At 56.5% G+C, this 18,405-nt stretch carries 17 protein-coding genes; 11 read left to right on the top strand and 6 right to left on the bottom strand.

The genetic code is table 11. The annotated features are described in order from the left end of the window. The first annotated feature begins 163 nt into the window (after nucleotides 1-163). From lepA to pdxJ, 7 genes are all read left to right on the top strand, one after another. Nucleotides 164-1,963, top strand: coding sequence for a translation elongation factor 4 (gene lepA, locus PSES9_RS0104125; protein ID WP_010484416.1), 1,800 nt, complete (start codon nucleotides 164-166; stop codon nucleotides 1,961-1,963). Nucleotides 1,964-1,968: 5 nt separating this feature from the next. Further along, a complete protein-coding gene (gene lepB, locus PSES9_RS0104130; RefSeq protein WP_010484418.1) occupies nucleotides 1,969-2,826 on the top strand; it encodes a signal peptidase I in 858 nt (285 codons plus the stop codon). Nucleotides 2,827-2,932: 106 nt separating this feature from the next. Then, nucleotides 2,933-3,310: a DUF4845 domain-containing protein gene (locus PSES9_RS0104135; RefSeq protein ID WP_010484420.1), complete on the top strand. Its 378-nt coding sequence runs from the start codon at nucleotides 2,933-2,935 to the stop codon at nucleotides 3,308-3,310. Then, nucleotides 3,307-3,996 carry a ribonuclease III gene (rnc, locus tag PSES9_RS0104140; RefSeq protein WP_010484422.1) on the top strand — a complete coding sequence of 230 codons (690 nt, stop codon included), beginning with the start codon at nucleotides 3,307-3,309 and terminating at the stop codon, nucleotides 3,994-3,996. The genes PSES9_RS0104135 and rnc overlap by 4 nt, the downstream gene beginning before the upstream one ends. Next, nucleotides 3,989-4,891, top strand: a complete 903-nt coding sequence (era, locus tag PSES9_RS0104145; RefSeq protein WP_010484424.1) for a GTPase Era — start codon at nucleotides 3,989-3,991, stop codon at nucleotides 4,889-4,891. The genes rnc and era overlap by 8 nt, the downstream gene beginning before the upstream one ends. Before the next feature lie 98 nt (nucleotides 4,892-4,989). Further along, nucleotides 4,990-5,688: a DNA repair protein RecO gene (gene recO, locus PSES9_RS0104150; RefSeq protein ID WP_010484426.1), complete on the top strand. Its 699-nt coding sequence runs from the start codon at nucleotides 4,990-4,992 to the stop codon at nucleotides 5,686-5,688. Beyond that, nucleotides 5,681-6,427, top strand: coding sequence for a pyridoxine 5'-phosphate synthase (gene pdxJ, locus PSES9_RS0104155; RefSeq protein WP_010484428.1), 747 nt, complete (start codon nucleotides 5,681-5,683; stop codon nucleotides 6,425-6,427). Before recO ends, pdxJ begins: the two co-directional genes overlap by 8 nt. 80 nt (nucleotides 6,428-6,507) lie before the next feature. On the opposite strand, the gene PSES9_RS0104160 is transcribed toward pdxJ, so the two are convergent. Beyond that, entirely contained in the window at nucleotides 6,508-7,023 is a 516-nt protein-coding gene (locus PSES9_RS0104160) for a DUF2938 domain-containing protein (protein WP_010484430.1), read from the bottom strand. A gap of 79 nt (nucleotides 7,024-7,102) precedes the next feature. Here PSES9_RS0104160 and PSES9_RS0104165 point away from each other — a divergent pair, with 79 nt between their 5' ends. Next, nucleotides 7,103-7,540, top strand: a complete 438-nt coding sequence (locus PSES9_RS0104165; protein WP_029529364.1) for a helix-turn-helix domain-containing protein — start codon at nucleotides 7,103-7,105, stop codon at nucleotides 7,538-7,540. A 255-nt stretch (nucleotides 7,541-7,795) separates the two neighbouring features. Here PSES9_RS0104165 and cmoB read toward each other — a convergent pair whose 3' ends face one another. From cmoB to lon, 5 genes are all read right to left on the bottom strand, one after another. After that, complete coding sequence (gene cmoB, locus PSES9_RS0104170) at nucleotides 7,796-8,764, bottom strand: tRNA 5-methoxyuridine(34)/uridine 5-oxyacetic acid(34) synthase CmoB (protein WP_010484434.1); 969 nt, start codon at nucleotides 8,762-8,764, stop codon at nucleotides 7,796-7,798. Next, nucleotides 8,761-9,504, bottom strand: coding sequence for a carboxy-S-adenosyl-L-methionine synthase CmoA (cmoA, locus tag PSES9_RS0104175; RefSeq protein ID WP_010484436.1), 744 nt, complete (start codon nucleotides 9,502-9,504; stop codon nucleotides 8,761-8,763). The genes cmoB and cmoA overlap by 4 nt, the downstream gene beginning before the upstream one ends. Nucleotides 9,505-9,623: 119 nt before the next feature. Continuing rightward, nucleotides 9,624-10,259, bottom strand: a complete 636-nt coding sequence (locus PSES9_RS0104180) for a lysoplasmalogenase (RefSeq protein WP_010484438.1) — start codon at nucleotides 10,257-10,259, stop codon at nucleotides 9,624-9,626. A gap of 127 nt (nucleotides 10,260-10,386) precedes the next feature. Then, a complete protein-coding gene (locus PSES9_RS0104185; protein WP_010484440.1) occupies nucleotides 10,387-10,779 on the bottom strand; it encodes a protease inhibitor I42 family protein in 393 nt (130 codons plus the stop codon). Between the two features lie 145 nt (nucleotides 10,780-10,924). Beyond that, complete coding sequence (gene lon / locus PSES9_RS0104190; RefSeq protein ID WP_010484442.1) at nucleotides 10,925-13,312, bottom strand: endopeptidase La; 2,388 nt, start codon at nucleotides 13,310-13,312, stop codon at nucleotides 10,925-10,927. A 167-nt stretch (nucleotides 13,313-13,479) separates the two neighbouring features. Here lon and PSES9_RS0104195 point away from each other — a divergent pair, with 167 nt between their 5' ends. From PSES9_RS0104195 to putA, 3 genes are all read left to right on the top strand, one after another. Further along, complete coding sequence (locus PSES9_RS0104195; RefSeq protein WP_010484445.1) at nucleotides 13,480-14,232, top strand: AraC family transcriptional regulator; 753 nt, start codon at nucleotides 13,480-13,482, stop codon at nucleotides 14,230-14,232. 53 nt (nucleotides 14,233-14,285) lie between these two features. Beyond that, nucleotides 14,286-14,750, top strand: coding sequence for a GNAT family N-acetyltransferase (locus PSES9_RS0104200; protein WP_010484446.1), 465 nt, complete (start codon nucleotides 14,286-14,288; stop codon nucleotides 14,748-14,750). A 370-nt stretch (nucleotides 14,751-15,120) separates the two neighbouring features. Continuing rightward, nucleotides 15,121-18,300, top strand: a complete 3,180-nt coding sequence (gene putA / locus PSES9_RS0104205; RefSeq protein ID WP_010484448.1) for a bifunctional proline dehydrogenase/L-glutamate gamma-semialdehyde dehydrogenase PutA — start codon at nucleotides 15,121-15,123, stop codon at nucleotides 18,298-18,300. The last annotated feature ends 105 nt before the right edge of the window (nucleotides 18,301-18,405 follow it).

Consider the following 18,405-nt stretch of genomic DNA (forward strand, 5'->3'; position numbering starts at 1 on the left):
TGTCTTGCCCCCGGCGAATCTGCCGCTGTGCAGGCTTTGCGGCAGGTTGTCAGCCTTATATCAGCGAGGTTGGGGCCGTGGGTGACGAGTTGGCGGTAAATCGGGTACACTTCGCGGCTATTTTCGGCGGGCCGTCGCCTGCGATCTTTTTGAGTGTTGTCTTGTGAGTGACCTGAGCCACATACGTAATTTCAGTATTATTGCCCATATTGACCACGGCAAGTCGACGCTTGCTGACCGCTTTATTCAAATGTGCGGTGGTCTGACTGAGCGCGAAATGGAGGCCCAGGTGCTGGACTCCATGGACTTGGAGCGCGAGCGCGGCATTACCATCAAGGCGCACAGCGTGACCTTGTATTACAAGGCGCGTGACGGCAAAACCTATCAGTTGAACTTCATTGATACGCCTGGCCACGTTGACTTCACCTATGAAGTCAGTCGTTCGCTGGCTGCGTGCGAAGGCGCGTTGCTGGTGGTCGATGCCGGCCAGGGTGTTGAGGCGCAGTCGGTAGCTAACTGCTATACCGCTATCGAGCAGGGCCTTGAGGTCATGCCGGTACTGAACAAGATGGACTTGCCGCAGGCCGAGCCTGAGCGAGTCAAGGAAGAAATCGAACATATCATCGGTATCGATGCGACTGATGCCGTGGCCTGTAGTGCCAAGAGCGGCATGGGCGTCGATGAAGTGCTGGAGCGTCTTGTTACCACCATTCCGGCACCAACCGGCGAGATTGATGCACCGCTGCAAGCGTTGATCATCGACTCCTGGTTTGACAACTACCTGGGTGTTGTCTCCCTGGTGCGCGTGCGTCACGGGCGGATCAAGAAGGGCGACAAGGTGCTGGTCAAATCCACCGGCAAGATGCATCAGGTCGACAGCGTTGGCGTCTTCAACCCCAAGCACACTGCCACAGCCGATCTTAAAGCCGGTGAAGTGGGCTTTATTATCGCCGGTATCAAGGACATTCATGGTGCGCCAGTGGGCGATACCCTGACCCTGTCGACGACCCCTGATGTCGATATGCTGCCCGGCTTCAAACGCGTCAAGCCGCAGGTCTACGCTGGCTTGTTCCCGGTCAGCTCCGATGACTTTGAAGACTTCCGTGAAGCCCTGCAGAAGCTGACGCTCAACGATGCTGCATTGCAGTACGAGCCGGAAAGCTCCGACGCCTTGGGCTTTGGTTTCCGCATTGGCTTCCTCGGCATGCTGCACATGGAGATCATCCAGGAGCGCCTTGAGCGTGAGTATGACCTGGACCTGATTACCACGGCGCCGACCGTAGTCTTTGAGGTCGTGCTAAAAACCGGCGAAACCATCTACGTCGACAACCCATCGAAGTTGCCGGATATCTCGGCTATCGAAGATATGCGCGAGCCCATAGTGCGCGCCAATATCCTGGTGCCGCAGGAGCATTTGGGTAACGTCATTACCCTGTGTATCGAAAAGCGCGGCGTACAAATCGATATGCAGTACCTGAGCAGTCAGGTCCAGGTTTCCTACGACCTGCCAATGAACGAGGTGGTGCTCGACTTTTTCGACCGCCTCAAGTCGGTAAGTCGTGGTTATGCGTCGCTGGACTACAGCTTCGACCGTTTCCAGTCGGCTAATCTGGTCAAGTTGGATGTGCTGATCAACGGCGACAAGGTCGATGCATTGGCGCTGATCGTGCACCGTGACAAGGCGCAATACAAAGGTCGCCAGTTGACCGAGAAAATGAAGGAACTGATTCCGCGTCAGATGTTCGATGTGGCAATTCAGGCTGCAATTGGTGGGCAAATCATTGCGCGTACAAGCGTCAAGGCTTTGCGTAAAAACGTACTGGCCAAATGCTACGGTGGCGACGTAAGTCGTAAACGTAAGCTGCTGGAAAAGCAGAAGGCCGGTAAGAAAAGAATGAAGCAGGTCGGTAATGTGGAAATACCACAAGACGCCTTCCTTGCTGTTCTCAAAGTGGATAGTTAAGACATATGTCGATCAATTTCCCGCTGTTACTGGTCATCGCAGTTGCCGTGTGTGGTGCCTTGGCTTTATTTGACTTGGTGTTTCTGGCTCCACGTCGGCGTAATGCAATCGCAACCTATCAAGGTCAGGTTGCTGGCGAGGCCGACGAGCAGGTGATTGAACGACTGAATAAAGAGCCGCTGCTGGTCGAGTACGGCAAGTCTTTCTTTCCCGTATTGGCGATTGTGCTGATACTGCGCTCCTTTCTGGTTGAACCCTTCCAGATTCCATCGGGCTCAATGCGCCCGACTCTGGAAGTCGGTGACTTCATCCTGGTAAACAAGTTTGCCTACGGTATTCGTTTGCCGGTCATCGATACCAAGGTTATCCAGGTCGAAGACCCGCAGCGTGGTGATGTAATGGTGTTTCGCTATCCAAGCGATCCGAACATCAACTACATCAAGCGGGTAGTGGGCTTGCCGGGCGACCAGATCCGTTACACCAAGGACAAGCACCTCTATGTGAACGGCAAGCTGGTCGCTCAACAGCTGATCGGTGAAGAGCCAGGCAGCCTCGGCAGCGTGATGCTCTACAACGAGAAACTGGGCGAAGCTGAGCATTTGATTCGCAAGGAAATGAAGCGTTATCACGCCGTTCCCGGCGGTGAGTGGGTGGTGCCTGAAGGGCACTACTTCATGATGGGCGATAACCGCGACAACTCCAACGACAGCCGTTACTGGAATGACCCAAACATTCCAAAGCCCTTGCTGGGCATGGTTCCAGACAAAAATATCGTGGGTAAGGCCTTTGCGGTATGGATGAGCTGGCCGGATCCGAAAATGAGTAATCTGCCAAACTTTTCACGCGTTGGCCTGATTCACTGATTTAAAACCTGAAAATGCGGCGCTGTTCAAATCAGCGCCGCAGTCTATATATAGTCTGTTAGCTCGCCGTTTTGGCGTTTTAAAATTCTAATAAATGGGGTTAATCATGACATTTGCGCGTTCGCAAAAGGGAATGTCTATTATTAGTTGGTTGCTGGTGCTGGGGCTTGTTGCGTTTTTTGCCAGCGCGGCTTTCAAGGTAATACCGCATTACCTTGACTATATGTCGATGGAAAAGATCATCACTTCGGTCGAGACCGACAAGGCTGCGGATATCCGCACCGTTGGTGATTTTTACAACCATGTCAGCAAGGGCATGCAGGTCAACAGTATTCGCGACCTGAAGCTTCGGGATGCCCTTGAAGTAACAGTCGAGAACAATGAATTTCGTGCTCATCTCAAATACGAGAAGCGTGAGCCGCTGATCGAGAACCTCGATCTGGTGGTCCATTTTGATAAAGAATTCCGTGTGCGTATGCCGTGAATGATTCGTTAGCCCGTTTAGAGCGCAAGCTCGGTTACACCTTTAAAGACCAGGACCACATGGTCCTGGCCCTGACCCATCGCAGTTTTGCTGGGCGCAATAATGAGCGCCTGGAATTCCTCGGTGACGCTATTCTTAACTTTGTTGCGGGAGAGGCGCTGTTCGAGCGCTTCCCGCAAGCCCGAGAAGGCCAGTTGTCACGCTTGCGCGCGCGCTTGGTCAAGGGCGAAACTCTGGCGATCCTGGCCCGTGGCTTTGATCTGGGTGAATACCTGCGACTGGGTTCCGGCGAGCTTAAAAGCGGCGGTTTTCGACGTGAGTCGATCCTGGCCGATGCACTGGAAGCATTGATCGGTGCTATCTACCTGGATTCGGGCATGGAGGCGGCGCGTGAGCGTGTGCTGGCATGGCTGACCAATGAGCTGGAAAGCCTGACCCTGGTCGATACCAACAAGGATCCAAAAACGCGGCTGCAGGAGTTCCTGCAGTCCCGTGCCTGCGAATTGCCGCGTTACGATGTGGTTGATATTCAGGGCGAGCCTCACTGTCGGACATTCATCGTTGAATGCCAGGTGACTTTATTGAATGACAAAACACTGGGGCAGGGCGCTAGTCGGCGCATTGCTGAACAGGTTGCCGCCGCGGCAGCCCTGATCGCCCTGGGTGTGGAGAAAGGCCATGACTGATTCACCTGTTTCACGCTGTGGCTATGTCGCCATCGTTGGGCGGCCTAACGGGGGCAAGTCAACGCTGCTGAACCATATCCTTGGGCAAAAGCTTGCAATTACCCCGCACAAGCCGCAAACCACTCGCCACAATATGCTCGGCATCAAGACCGAACATGGCGCCCAGGCTATCTATGTCGATACCCCAGGCCTGCATAAAAACAACGAGAAAGCGCTTAATCGCTACATGAACAAAAGCGCATCTTCGGCGTTGAAAGACGTTGATGTGGTGATTTTTGTGGTTGATCGCACCCGTTGGACGGATGAAGACCAGATGGTGCTTGAGCGTATCCAGTACGTTGAAGGCCCGGTGATTCTGGCGATCAACAAGACCGATCGCCTTGAAGACAAGTCAGACCTGATGCCGCACCTGGAGTGGTTGGCTACCCAGTTGCCCAAGGCTGAGATCGTGCCTATCTCCGCGCACCACGGCCATAATCTCGAAACCCTTGAGAAACTGGTGAGCTCGCACCTGCCGGAAGGCGATCACTTCTTCCCCGAAGACCAGATCACTGACCGCTCCAGTCGTTTCTTCGCCGCCGAGTTGGTGCGCGAAAAAATCATGCGTCAACTGGGCGCCGAGTTGCCCTACCAGATCACCGTTGAAATTGAAGAGTTCAAGCAAGAAGGCCGGATTCTGCATATTCATGCGCTTATTCTGGTTGAACGCGACGGCCAGAAGAAAATCATCATTGGCGACAAGGGTGAGCGCATCAAGCGAGTTGGACAGGAAGCGCGCAAGGACATGGAAGTGCTGTTCGATTCCAAGGTCATGCTCAACCTCTGGGTCAAGGTCAAAGGTGGTTGGTCGGATGATGAGCGGGCTTTGCGTTCGCTCGGTTACGACGACATCTGAGCAAGCACGGCAGATTAGGCCGTCATGATCAGTTAAGCTTGCTCCAATGCGCGCGTGGCACCCAGCCACGCGCGGTTCATTTCGAGTCAATACTTGCCATGCTTGTGCTGAACCAGCCCGCTTATGTGTTGCACAGCCGTGCGTATCGCGAGAGCAGCGCGCTGGTGGATTTCCTTACGCCTCAAGGGCGCTTGCGCGCCGTTTTACGAGGTGCACGGGGCAAGGCCGGAACCCTGGCGCGGCCTTTTGTTGCCCTGGATGCCGAGTTTCGCGGTCGCGGTGAGTTGAAGAATGTCTCGCGCCTCGAGGCAACCGGCATCCCCAATCTATTGTCAGGCGAGGCGCTGTTCAGTGGGCTTTATCTCAATGAACTGCTGATTCGCTTGTTACCCGCCGAAGATGCCCAGCCAGCGATTTTCGATCACTATGCCCTGACCTTGCTTGCGCTTGGCCAGGGGCGGGCCATCGAGCCTTTGTTGCGCTCCTTCGAGTGGCGTTTGCTCGACCAACTGGGCTATGGTTTTGCCCTCGACCGGGATTTGCACGGCCAGGCCGTGGTCAGTGATGGTATCTATCGCTTGCAGACAGACGACGGCCTGGTGCCTATAGGCCAATGGCAGCCAGGTGCATTCCAGGGTGCCGAATTGTTAGCCATGGCCGACGCCAACTGGCAAACTCCGGGTGCGCTAGCAGCTGCCAAACGGTTGATGCGCCAAGCACTGGCCCCCCATCTAGGCGGCAAGCCGCTGGTTAGCCGTGAATTGTTTATGACCCTCAAGGAGCCTACTCGTGACTGATGCCAATCGTGTTTTGCTGGGTGTGAATATTGATCATGTCGCTACGCTGCGCCAAGCCCGTGGCACACGTTACCCAGATCCGGTGAAGGCTGCGTTGGACGCCGAGGAAGCGGGTGCCGACGGCATTACCGTGCACCTGCGTGAAGATCGCCGGCACATCCAGGAGCGCGACGTGCGCCTGCTTAAAGAGGTGATGCAAACACGCATGAACTTCGAGATGGGCGTGACTGAGGAGATGCTCGCATTTGCTGAAAGCATCCGTCCCGAGCATGTATGCCTGGTGCCGGAAACGCGCCAGGAGCTGACCACCGAAGGCGGGCTCGATGTTGCAGGCCAGGAGGAGCGCATTCGTGCGGCGGTGGAGCGCTTGAGCAAGATAGGCTGTGAGGTTTCGTTGTTTATCGACCCGGACCCGCAACAGATCGACGCTTCCAAACGTGTCGGCGCGCCTGCTGTTGAGTTGCATACCGGTCGTTATGCCGATGCGCATACAGCCCAGGAGCAAGCCGTCGAATTGGCACGTATTGCCGATGGTGTGAAGCGTGGCGTCAGCCAGGGTTTGATCGTCAACGCCGGGCATGGCTTGCACTATCACAACGTTGAACCCGTGGCGGCGATTGCCGGGATCAACGAATTGAATATCGGCCATGCGCTGGTCGCCCACGCCTTGTTTGTCGGTTTTAAACAGGCCGTGGGGGAAATGAAGCAATTGATAGTGGCAGCAGCTAACCGCGGGTGATTGCGTCAGGCAGGCAGCGGCCAAAGCCAGGCATTTTCAACCTAGGCTCTCACCCCGCACCATTGCTGCACCGAAGGCGCTCAAGGCAGGCAGATTGATGCCGGAAAGAGCAGCATCAGCAGCCATCCCGCCACAAAAAGTCCCAGTCCGAAGGTCAGGTGCGCAGTGACGCTTCTGCGCCTTGTTACCCTCGGCACCCCAGTCTTCGAACCGGCAACGCCGAAACCGAGCGCGGGTTGCATGATGAAAAAGGGCGCAATTACGCTGACCAACCCCATAACCAGAGCAGGCGCCAGTGTGGGGTTGCAGAGCCAGGCAGATCCTTTCGCACCGATCAGCACCATCGCGAAGACAATACCGGTGATGTAATGGAATGCCCACCCGACCAAGCGTTCATTCCTGACTGGAGCCGCCTCCATGATCGGGGCATGACGAAACCGCCCTCGCAACATGTGGCCCAGCCAACGACCGACCAGTCCATAGTCAAGCGACGCTAGACCAAACACTCGTGCTTGAATAAAACCCGATAGGTCCATAATCAGCGTGGCCCCCATTCCAACAAACAGAATGCGCAGTGCTGTCTCGCTTATTTCCATGCCGTACCTCCTTGCCTTCAACCTGTTTTGGCGGTTTGATACGAGCAGTCTGCAAGTTCAAGTCGACTTGAGGTCAAGCATGAAAGAGCTGGTTATTGGTGAAGTGGCACGACGTTCCGGTATACCGGCTTCAACGCTGCGCTACTACGAAGAAAAAGGCCTTATCCGTTCGATCGGTCGGCGTGGCCTGAGTCGCGTGTTTCATGCCGATGTACTTGAGCGGTTGTCCTTGATCGCACTCGGGCAATCGGCAGAGCTTTCACTGGACGATCTTGTCGCCATGCTGGACGCAGAGGGGCAGCCCGATATTGATCGTCAGCGGCTCAAGCAAAAGGCTGACGAACTGGACAGCACCATCGAACGACTCAGCGCCATACGCGACGAGCTCCGCCGAGTAGCGTCCTGCCCTGCTGATCGTCATATTGAATGCCCAAGCTTCCAGAAAATGCTGGGGGCGGTCGGGGCGGGGGGCGAGAGAAAGGCTGGAAAGGGTGGCCTGCGCAAACCTGGCGTATGAAGGGAAATAGAACGTTTTGGATCGACAGCAGCAATCCTCTCGGATAGGCAGTTGTGGGCCGTATTCAGCCTGTCGCGACAGACTGGAGTCGACCCTAAGTGGTCATCACTTCAACCGCCACTGGCACGTATAAGCCAAGCAATGAAAGCTGCGAATGGAGTGAGCAGAACCAAGCCGCCAACGACGACTGCCCAGCCCATGCAATGATGTGGCCGAAGTCGACTACAGGCTTCAAGGAATCCCCGAGGAGTGGTCCTAAGCTTTACGTGCGGTAATCACGGCCCGCGTCGGCGCCGGTAGACCTTCGATCGTGCGGCTGTGATCGGCTGGGTCGAGAAACTCGGGCAATGACTGATAACGCATCCACTCGGTGGCGCGTTGCTCTTCGATTGAGGTGGTGCTCACATCAACACATTGGATGTCGACAAAACCTGCGCGGCGTAGCCACAACTCCAATGCTGGAACTGATGGCAAGAACCACACGTTACGCATCTGCGCGTAGCGATCCTCAGGCAGCAATACTTGCTGGGCATCACCCTCTACAACCAGGGTTTCGAGCACAAGCTCACCACCTTTGACCAGGCAATCCTTGAGATCGAGCAGGTGGTCGATGGGGGAGCGCCGGTGGTAGAGCACGCCCATCGAGAACACCGTGTCAAAGCCTTGCAGCTTCGGTGGTAGTTCCTCGCCAGCCAAAGGCAGGTGCCAGATGGGCTGTTCCGGCAGGTAGTTCTTCATGGCCAGAAACTGATTGAAAAACAGCCAGTTTGGATCGATGCCCACCACGCAGCTGGCGCCCGCGCCGAGCATGCGCCACATGTAATAGCCATTGCCGCAGCCAACATCGAGGATGCGCTTGTCCTTGAGATCCAGATAGGGCGCGACGCGCTGCCATTTCCAGTCGGAGCGCCACTCGGTATCAATATGCACGCCAAACAGTTGAAAAGGGCCTTTGCGCCATGGGATCAAGCCCTGCAGAGCCGTTTTTAACTGTTCACGGCTCGACTCGTCGCAGGGGCCGTCGAAGCTGAACGCCTGCAGCATTTCCAGCTCAGTGATTGCCAGGGGCGGCAAGGCTTGAACCGCTGCATACCAGCGTTCCAGGTCACCATGGCCGATCGCCAGCTTGCTGTCTATTTGCCGTGGCAGGTCGCCGCTCCACTCCTGCAGTGGCGTCCCGGCGAGCTGTGATTGCAGTGCATCTAAATCAAAACGCTGGATCATGGTAGGGCAATCATCGAGGCAAAATTAAGGCACTGGAACCAAGGCGTCACCTTGCTGAAGCCTGCGCTAAGCAGGCGTTCGCGGTGGGTTTCAAGGCTGTCGGGAATCATCACGTTTTCAATAGCGCTGCGTTTCTGGGCTATTTCCAGCTCGCTGTAGCCATTGGCGCGTTTGAAGGCGATGTGCAGGTCGGTGAGCAATTGCTGTTGTTCATCATCTTCGAAGCAGAGCTTTTCCGAAAGGATCAAGGCGCCGCCAGGCAGCAAGGCATTGCGGATACGCCCGAGCAACTCAAGCCGCTGGTCAGGCTTGATGAACTGCAGGGTGAAGTTCAACGCGACCAGTGATGTTGGCTGGAATTGGAGGCTGAGGATGTCGGCCTCGATCACTTCGACCGGTAACAACTCTTGAAACATCGAATCCTGTGCATGCAGGTATTCGCGGCAGCGCTCAACCATTGCGCTGGAGTTGTCGATAGCGATGACCCGGCAGTCTTCAATCTGTACATGGCGACGTAGTGCCTGGGTGACCGCGCCCAACGAGCTGCCCAAGTCGTAGAGCACGCTATGGGGCTTGGCGAACTGGCTGGCGAGCACGCCAATGTTTTCAACAATGGTCGGATAACCAGGCACCGAGCGTTTGATCATGTCCGGAAATACCCTGACCACATCCTCGTTAAAGGCAAAGTCCGGTACTTGCGCCAGCGGTTGGGAAAATATGCGGTCGGGCTCTTTGCTCACGGTGGTTCCGAAACAGGACGGGAAATCCGCGTATTTTAGCCAACTTGGCTGCTTAACCAAACCATGATTGTGTCAATGGGCCGGAAAACGGCCCAGGCACGCCCGTGTCGGTTGATGTCTCAGCGAAAACGCTGCTGAGCGGACGCGGCGATTGCCCATTGCGCCAGCCAGTAGGTGAGGATAATCGCATAGGGCGCGGCGGCGAATGGTGCGACAAAGCGGTTGATACCGATAAGGCTATCGGACAACACGAAAAGCAGCGCGCAACCAGCCGCCAACCAGGCGCCTTGCTGATTGATATGTGGCTGGTTCAGGCGGGCAAGGGCACGCCAGAGCATGGCGCCGATAGCGGTGGCATAGCAGAGCACGGGAATCAGGAGAGGACCGAGTCCGGCACTGGCCAGAACGCTGAACATGCCGCCACCGACTATGATCGCAATGAACAGCGCGGGCCAGGCAGGCCGCTTGCAGTCACTGAAATAAGCGCGCAAATAAGCGAGGTGGGCCAGCAGGAAGGCGCCCAGACCAAACACGAACAGGTCGCCCGGCCAGTCGAGCAGGATATCGCCAGCCAGCGAGCACAGCAGCCCGATGCGAATCCAGCGGCTATAGGTGCCAGCGGGCGCTTGTTGCATCCACAGCAGCAGCGCAATGACCGGGATGCCTTTGCTCAGCAGACCCAGCAGGGCAAGATCGGCAACTCTTGCATAGATGAACAGTGCCGCGCCACTGAGGGCTAAAAGCAACCAACGCATATCAAATTCTCGACCAGGTGGCGGAAGCCATGACTATGTCGTTTTGATTGCTGCTTGCCAACGCTGAAGATGACGCTTGAAGTAGCTTTTCGCGCCGACCCCGGGTGAACCGGTGTAGTCGGGCGAATTACTTGACCTTGATGGTGCAGTCAAAGGTTTGCGCAGGTGCAACCTCGGTTTCCCATGGCCGTTGATAAGTCATGACCAGGTGACCTTCTCCCGGTTGCTTGACCGTGTAGCGCCAGGTTGATTTACCCGCACTGCCGACCAGTCCCGATTCTTCAGGGTTGCTGTATACCTCGGGGCCAAGGCTGGTCAATACAGCCGGGGCCGCATCGCGCACAACCCAGCGGAAACCTGTGGTCGGGTTGCTTGGCAAACTGATGATCAGTTGCTGCTCGGTGCTGAGGCTCAGCGGGCAATCGCTTTGCTGTTGCAGGTTAACGGTCGTTGATTGGGTGGAGCAGCCGGCTAGCAACGCGAGGCTGAGTGGCGGCAGCAGGCGGTAAACTGCGGTCATGTTTGGCTCCGGTGATGGAAATGGTTGTCCAGCATAGCCCCAGACGATGTCCAAACGTAAGCCTGAGCGCATCGAAAAACAGCATTGCCCTGATGACAAAGGCTCAAGTGCAGGTCCGCCCTTGAGCCTTTGCTTGCCTGTAGCTTTACTCAAACAGCACCTTGGCTACATCGCTATAGCGTTTGGCGAAGTGCACGGTAATGCCTTCCTTCAAGTAGTCCGGCAGTTCCTCAAACGAGCCTCGGTTGGCATCTGGCAGGATCAGTTCATGGATTTTCTGCCGGCGTGCGGCAATCACTTTCTCGCGAACCCCACCAATGGGCAGCACTTGCCCGGTCAGCGTCAGTTCGCCGGTCATAGCCACGCCTTTTTTCGGCACCTGGTTGCGTGCCAGCGAAAGCAGCGCACTTGCCATGGTCACGCCAGCGCTTGGCCCGTCTTTCGGGGTTGCGCCTTCGGGGACGTGAAGGTGAATAAATGCCTGGTCGAAGAAGCTGCTGTCACCGCCAAATTTTTTAAGGTTCGAGCTGATATAGCTGTAGGCGATTTCAGCAGACTCTTTCATCACTTCGCCGAGTTGGCCTGTGAGTTTGAAACCACGGTTGAGGGTGTGAATGCGTGTGGCCTCGATCGGCAGCGTGGCCCCGCCCATGCTGGTCCATGCAAGACCGGTAATCACGCCCTTGCCGGAGAGCACCCGTTCGTTACGGAAAACCGCAATGCCGAGATAGCGCTCAAGGTCCTTGTGGCCGATTTTTACCGGCGTGTCGGGTGCCTCCAGCAATTGCACGACCGCCTTGCGCACCAGCTTGCCCAGTTGCTTTTCGAGCTGGCGCACACCGGCTTCACGGGCGTAGCCTTCAATGACACCACGTAGCGCTGCATCGGTAATGCTCAGGTGTTTTTTCGGTACCCCGGCTTTTTCCAATTGTTTTGGCCACAGGTGATTTTTAGCAATCGCCAGTTTCTCTTCGGTGATATAGCCGGAAAGACGAATAATCTCCATGCGATCGAGCAGTGGCCCAGGAATCGAGTCGAGGGTGTTCGCGGTACAGATGAACAAGACTTTCGACAGGTCTATGCGTAAGTCGAGATAGTGGTCGAGAAACTCGACATTCTGCTCCGGATCGAGGGTTTCCAGCAGGGCAGAAGCCGGGTCGCCTTGAAAACTGCTGCCCATCTTGTCGATTTCATCGAGCATGATTACCGGGTTCATCACCTCGACTTCCTTCAGCGCTTGCACCAGCTTGCCGGGCAGGGCGCCAATGTAGGTACGCCGATGGCCCTTGATCTCGGCCTCGTCGCGCATGCCGCCAACGCTGAAGCGATAAAAAGGACGGCCCAGGGATTCGGCAATCGATTTGCCGATACTGGTCTTGCCCACTCCGGGCGGGCCGACAAGCAATACGATGGAGCCTGCGATTTCGCCTTTGAAGGCGCCTACAGCAAGGAACTCGGTGATTCGCGACTTGATGTCGTCCATGCCCGAGTGATGTTTGTCGAGCACTTTGCGTGAATGCTTGAGGTCAAGCTTGTCTTCGCCAAACACGCCCCATGGCAGCGCCGTGGCCCAATCCAGGTAATTGCGGGTGACGGCATATTCGGGTGAGCCGGTTTCCAGTATCGCCAGCTTGCCCAGCTCTTCATCAATACGCTTTTGGGCATGCTCGGACAGGGTTTTACCTTCCAGGCGCTGCTCGAACTGCTCGATATCGGCGCTGCGATCATCCTTGCTCAGGCCCAGCTCCTGCTGGATGATTTTCAGTTGTTCCTTGAGGAAGAACTCACGTTGATGCTCGGATATCTTGCGGTTGACCTCCGCCGACAACTCACCTTGCAGCCGTGCCACTTCAACCTCTTTGCGCAGTAGCGGCAGCACTTTCTCCATGCGCTTGAGCATCGGCACAGTGTCGAGGACTTCTTGCAGCTCATTGCCAGGCACTGTGGTCAGGGCGGCGGCAAAGTCGGTCAGCGGCGAGGGGTCGTTGGGGCTGAAGCGATTGAGGTAGTTCTTCAGTTCTTCGCTATACAGCGGGTTGAGCGGCAGCAGTTCCTTGATCGCATTGATCAGTGCCATGCCATAGGCTTTGATTTCGTCACGGGACTCAAGCAGGGTTTTCGGGTATTCAACCTCGGCCAGGTAGGGTGGCTTGCGGCTCAACCAGCCACGAATGCGTACGCGGGTCAGGCCCTGGGCAACAAACTGCAACTTGCCACCTTCCTCGGAAGCATTGAGCACGCGCACCAGGGTGCCGTGCTCGGGCAAGTCATCAGGGTCCAGGGCTGTTCCATCGGCGGGGGGATTATCGATAAAGAACAGTGCCATGCTCTTGTGCGGCGTATCGCTGACCCGTTGCAAGGTCGAACTCCAGGGGTCGGGATTGACGATGATCGGCAACACCTGGGCAGGGAAGAGCGGGCGATTGTGAATCGGAATCACATAGAGCTTGTCTGGCAGTTGCTGATTAGGCAGGGCCAGACGTTGGTCATCCTTATTTTCTGGTTCTACGACGATATCGTTATCTTCGTTCATGCTGCACCTGCAGTTGGGCTATGACATAAACATGGGGGGTAACTTGGGGTTTTCAATCACCGATTGCCTGCGGCGCATGGTCACGGCCTGTCCATTTGTCGTCGACGCTGCTGTTTTGGCAGTTTAGAAGGTAAAATGTGCAATCACTCTTCGGACGCCGCCTTGCGATGCTCAATGCCCGCCTAATCCGCCTCGATGATAAAGCCCACGAACACACCCACGATCACCACCAGTTGGTGCTTTCGTTGTCCGGTCGTGCTGAATTCGAAGTCAACGGCAGTGGTGGAGAGGTTTGTCGGATGCGCGCCTGCCTGGTTCCCGGCGATGCCGATCACCAGTTTGCGGGCATGGGCGACAACCGCATGCTGATCATCGATCTTGATGAGCAGGACACCACCAGCGAAGACCTAGCGTTATTGACGCATCTGTTCGAAACGCCGCGCTATCCGCAGCTGGATGCAGACTTCCAGCACTTGCTCAGCTATGCCGGCGCGGAGCTTGAGCGCTACGGCAGCGATCCTATTCTTGCGCGCTCGCTGGGGGGCGTATTGTTGCGCGCCTTGCACCTGCGCCTGTTTGGCGAACAGCGGCGCCAGGTCAGCGGCGCACTTAACCTGGAGCGCCTGGATCGCTATATAGTCGAGCATCTGTCGCGGCGCATCAGCGTGGCCGAACTGGCCCAGACCGTTTGCCTGAGCCCAAGCCATTTTCATGCGCAGTTCAAAGACAGCGTTGGCCTTACCCCACATCAATACCTGCTTAAAAGCCGCCTGGATCAAGCTGCGCGTTTACTGCGAGAAAGCAACTTGCCGCTGGTTCGGATCGCCGAGGAGTGCGGCTTCTCTTCACAAAGCGCCCTGACAACAGCAATGCGCCGCTACATGGGCTTGACGCCTAAGCGCATGCGCAGCTCAATTTAGCGTTACCTCCTCACGCGCCCGCTTGCGCCGAGACCTTTACAGAGGACTTTGTCTTGACCCTTTCACCGCCCGTTACCTGGCAGACCAAGCACCATGGCGAGTTGAGCGTGGCCGATCTATACGCCATATTGAAGCTGCGCAGTGCGGTTTTCGTGGTCGAGCAGAATTGTGTCTACAATGATATCGATGGTCTCGACATGCAGGGCGACACCCTTCATGTGATGGCATGGCAAGACGACAGGCTGGAGGCCTATCTACGCTTGCTCGACCCTGCGCGCAATGATGGGCATGTTGTGATAGGCCGTGTGGTCACCGATCCTTCGGCGCGAGGTTCCGGGCTGGGCCATGAACTAATGGTATATGCACTGGACGCCTGCGCCAGACGCTGGCCGCAAGTGCCGATATATTTATCGGCGCAAGCCCATTTGCAAGGTTACTACGGGCGTTATGACTTTGTTGCATGCACTGATATTTACCTGGAAGACGGTATCGAACACATCGGCATGCGCCGTTCCTGACTGCCGTTCGCATCCCGTCACAGGATGCTTGATGCGCCGCCTCAATGCTCCGGGCAGTGTGGCGCGGAAGGTTTTGTCCATTAGGCCAGGTTTTAGCCGGATTCAGGGTTCTTACACCTTCTAGTTCGGGCTCTCTGGTTGTTTTTCGGGTGTTCCGGTTGAAAAAACAGCCTGGAATTAGTTCCCCGCCCCATAGCTTTCTGCAAAAACTCCAGAGGTTTCAGTAAGAAGCTGTAATCACTCTGCCACTAAATTCAGCCATCCAGTTGCGCCTGGTTGGGTTGCCTAAGTTTTGTCGTTCGGGCAACACAGCTGCATTGAAGTCTGCAAAGGTGCTCACAACAACAGTCTCCATAAGAGGATGGGCGTGATGTTTAAAGCCAGTCACGTCTTGCAGGACGAGTTCCTAACCCGGATCTCTGCCGCCAAGGCCGCCGATTTTTTCCCTGTCATCAGCGCAAATTACAGCGTTGACGAGGCAGCCTATCTTACTGAGCTATTGCAGCTCGCCGACCCCGGTGAAGCCGGTATTGAGGCTATCCGCCAGAATGCCCGCACATTGATCGAAGATGTGCGTAGCCGGGACAATGCTGTCGATACCCTCGACGCACTTCTTCGTCAGTACAGCCTCGACACCCAGGAAGGGCTGATGCTCATGTGCCTGGCCGAGGCTTTACTGCGCGTGCCGGACGCCGTTACCGCCGATGCGTTGATTCGCGACAAGCTCAGTGCCGCCGAGTGGGAGCGTCACCTGGGCAAGAGTGACAGCGTACTGGTCAATTTTGCCGCCTGGGGCCTGGTCATGACCGGCAAGGTGGTTGACCCGGAAACAGCAGATGGACGCCCGAAAAACGTATTGGGCAAGCTGATCAAGCGTTCCGGCGAGCCGGTTATACGCGCGGCCATGAACCAGGCCATGAAACTCATGGGCAAGCAGTTCGTACTTGGTCGCACCATCAGCGAAGCACTGAAAAATGGTCGTCCTGAGCGTGAGAAGGGCTACAGCTACTCCTTCGATATGCTGGGTGAGGCTGCGCTGACCGCCGCAGACGCCAATAAATATATGGCTGACTATCGCCAGGCGATTGATACCGTCGGTGCGGAACCACAAGTCGGTAAAGGCCCGCGGCCATCGGTTTCCATCAAGCTTTCCGCGCTGCACCCGCGCTATGAAGTGGCGCAGCGTGAGCGTGTGCTGACTGAGCTGTTCGCTAACGTGCGCGAGCTGTGTGTACGGGCCCGCAAGTTGAACGTTGGCATCTCGATCGATGCCGAAGAAGCGGACCGCCTAGAACTGTCACTTGAGCTCTACGAAAAACTGCTGCGTGACCCGGCAATCAGTGGCTGGGGCGAGGTTGGCCTGGTCATCCAGGCTTACTCCAAGCGTTGCCTGCCAGTGCTGGTATGGCTGACCTTGCTGGGCAAAGAGCTGGACGAGAAAATGCCGCTGCGCCTGGTCAAGGGTGCCTATTGGGACAGCGAAATCAAGCAGTGCCATGTCCAGGGGCTGGACGGCTTTCCGGTATTTACCCGCAAGGAAGGCACCGACAGCTCGTACCTGGCCTGTGCTCGTTTCTTGTTGTCAGAGTTCACCCGTGGGGTGATCTATCCGCAATTTGCCAGCCACAACGCGCACACGGTCAGTTGCATTCTGACCATGGCCGCTGAACTGCCAGAGCCGCGTGATTTCGAGTTCCAGCGTCTGCACGGCATGGGCGATGCACTGTATGACACCGTACTGGAAAAGCACGCCACCAATGTGCGCATCTACGCGCCGGTGGGGGCTCACAAGGACTTGCTGCCATACCTGGTTCGTCGCCTGCTGGAAAACGGAGCCAACTCGTCGTTCGTGCATCAACTGGTTGATCCAGGCACGCCGATTGAGTCACTTCTTGATCACCCGGTGACGCAGTTGCGCAAGTTCAAATCGCTCAGCAATGAGAAAATTCCACTTCCGCCTGCGCTGTTTGGTGCTGCTCGGAAAAACTCCCAAGGCATCAACATGAATATCGAACATTCCTGGGCAGAATTGAACAGTGCCTATCAGCCTCATCTCAATCGCCAATGGCATGCCGCGCCGGTTATCAACGGTGAAAAACTCACCGGTACTGCGCAGGCTGTGCACTGCCCCTATGAATTGAGCAAAGTGGTGGGCAGCGCTGAGTTTGCCAGTGCCGCCCAGGCCGCCCAGGCGCTGGATGTATTGAGCGCCGCCTGGCCGCGTTGGAATGCCACTGCTATCGACGATCGCGCCAGCATCTTCGAGCGCCTGGCAGACCTGCTGGAAACTCATCGCGCAGAGCTGATGGCAATGTGCACGCTGGAAGCAGGCAAGAGCCTGCAGGACGGTATTGATGAAGTCCGCGAGGCCGTCGATTTCTGTCGCTACTACGCCCAGCAAGCGCGTCTGCGCCTGGGCCGCGAAGAGCTGCAAGGCCCTACCGGCGAACGCAATGAGCTGTTCCATGAAGGTCGCGGTATTTTTGTCTGCGTCAGCCCCTGGAACTTCCCCCTGGCAATCTACCTGGGCCAGATCGCCGCAGCGCTGGTTGCCGGTAACTGCGTGCTGGCAAAACCGGCCGAGCAGACCAGCCTGATCGCCGCACGGGCGCTGGAGCTGATGTTCGAGGCCGGCCTGCCCAAGGATGTGATTGCATTCCTGCCGGGTGATGGTGCGACCCTGGGCGGTGTGTTCTGCCGCGATGCCCGTGTATCCGGCGTGTGCTTCACCGGTTCGACCGATACCGCGCGGATCATCAATCGCCAACTGGCTGAAAAGGAAGGCCCAATCGCCGCGCTGATTGCCGAAACCGGCGGCCAGAATGCGATGATCGTTGACTCGACAGCCCTTCCAGAACAAGTGGTCAAAGATGCCGTGCAATCGGCCTTTACCAGTGCGGGCCAGCGTTGTTCGGCTCTGCGTGTGCTCTATGTTCAGGCGGATATTGCCGACCGCGTAGTGGAATTGCTCAAAGGTGCGATGGCCGAGCTCAAGGTTGGCCCGACGCACCTGCGTGCCAATGATATTGGCCCGGTGATCGATGCCGAAGCCAAGGCCGGCCTGGATGCCCACATTGCTGCGCTCAAGAGCGAAGGCAAGCTGATTGCCGAAACCCAACTCGCGGCTGATCTTGATGGGCATTTCGTGGCGCCCGTCGCCTTCGAAATCGGCGGCATCAATGAGTTGAAGAAAGAGAATTTTGGTCCGATTCTGCATTTTGTGCGTTATCAGGCCAGCGAGCTGGAAGCCGTGGTCGGTGCAATCAACGGCACCGGTTATGGCTTGACCCTTGGAGTGCACAGCCGCAACGAGGAAACCGCAGCGCGCATCGAAGCCTTGGCGCGCGTGGGCAACCTGTACATCAACCGTAACCAGATTGGTGCGGTGGTCGGCGTGCAGCCTTTCGGTGGTTGTGGGTTATCCGGTACGGGGCCCAAAGCTGGCGGTCCAAGCTACTTGCTGCGCTTTGTTAACGAACGCACGACTTCGGTGAATACCACTGCAGTCGGAGGTAATGCGTCGCTGTTATCATTGGGCGACGAGATTTAAGCAGTTTTAACGGGCGGGTGCCTTCGGGCCTCGCCCGTTGTTTTATTGAGGGCTCAAAAGAGCCTGACGTCTCGGATTGAGTGACTTGCAGGTTAATTGCTCGAT

The organism is Pseudomonas sp. S9, from assembly GCF_000222125.1.
GTDB classification, from domain to species: Bacteria; Pseudomonadota; Gammaproteobacteria; order Pseudomonadales; family Pseudomonadaceae; genus Aquipseudomonas; species Aquipseudomonas segetis.

Excerpts from the sequence above, each read along its gene's own strand:
- PSES9_RS0104195 (WP_010484445.1), top strand. The coding sequence starts at position 13,480 with ATGCTCAATGCCCGCCTAATCCGCCTCGATGATAAAGCCCACGAACAC.
- PSES9_RS0104160 (WP_010484430.1), bottom strand. The coding sequence starts at position 7,023 with ATGGAAATAAGCGAGACAGCACTGCGCATTCTGTTTGTTGGAATGGGG.
- lepB (WP_010484418.1), top strand. The coding sequence starts at position 1,969 with ATGTCGATCAATTTCCCGCTGTTACTGGTCATCGCAGTTGCCGTGTGT.
- lon (WP_010484442.1), bottom strand. The coding sequence starts at position 13,312 with ATGAACGAAGATAACGATATCGTCGTAGAACCAGAAAATAAGGATGAC.
- PSES9_RS0104180 (WP_010484438.1), bottom strand. The coding sequence starts at position 10,259 with ATGCGTTGGTTGCTTTTAGCCCTCAGTGGCGCGGCACTGTTCATCTAT.
- putA (WP_010484448.1), top strand. The coding sequence starts at position 15,121 with ATGTTTAAAGCCAGTCACGTCTTGCAGGACGAGTTCCTAACCCGGATC.
- PSES9_RS0104135 (WP_010484420.1), top strand. The coding sequence starts at position 2,933 with ATGACATTTGCGCGTTCGCAAAAGGGAATGTCTATTATTAGTTGGTTG.
- recO (WP_010484426.1), top strand. The coding sequence starts at position 4,990 with ATGCTTGTGCTGAACCAGCCCGCTTATGTGTTGCACAGCCGTGCGTAT.
- cmoB (WP_010484434.1), bottom strand. The coding sequence starts at position 8,764 with ATGATCCAGCGTTTTGATTTAGATGCACTGCAATCACAGCTCGCCGGG.
- PSES9_RS0104165 (WP_029529364.1), top strand. The coding sequence starts at position 7,103 with ATGAAAGAGCTGGTTATTGGTGAAGTGGCACGACGTTCCGGTATACCG.
- PSES9_RS0104185 (WP_010484440.1), bottom strand. The coding sequence starts at position 10,779 with ATGACCGCAGTTTACCGCCTGCTGCCGCCACTCAGCCTCGCGTTGCTA.
- era (WP_010484424.1), top strand. The coding sequence starts at position 3,989 with ATGACTGATTCACCTGTTTCACGCTGTGGCTATGTCGCCATCGTTGGG.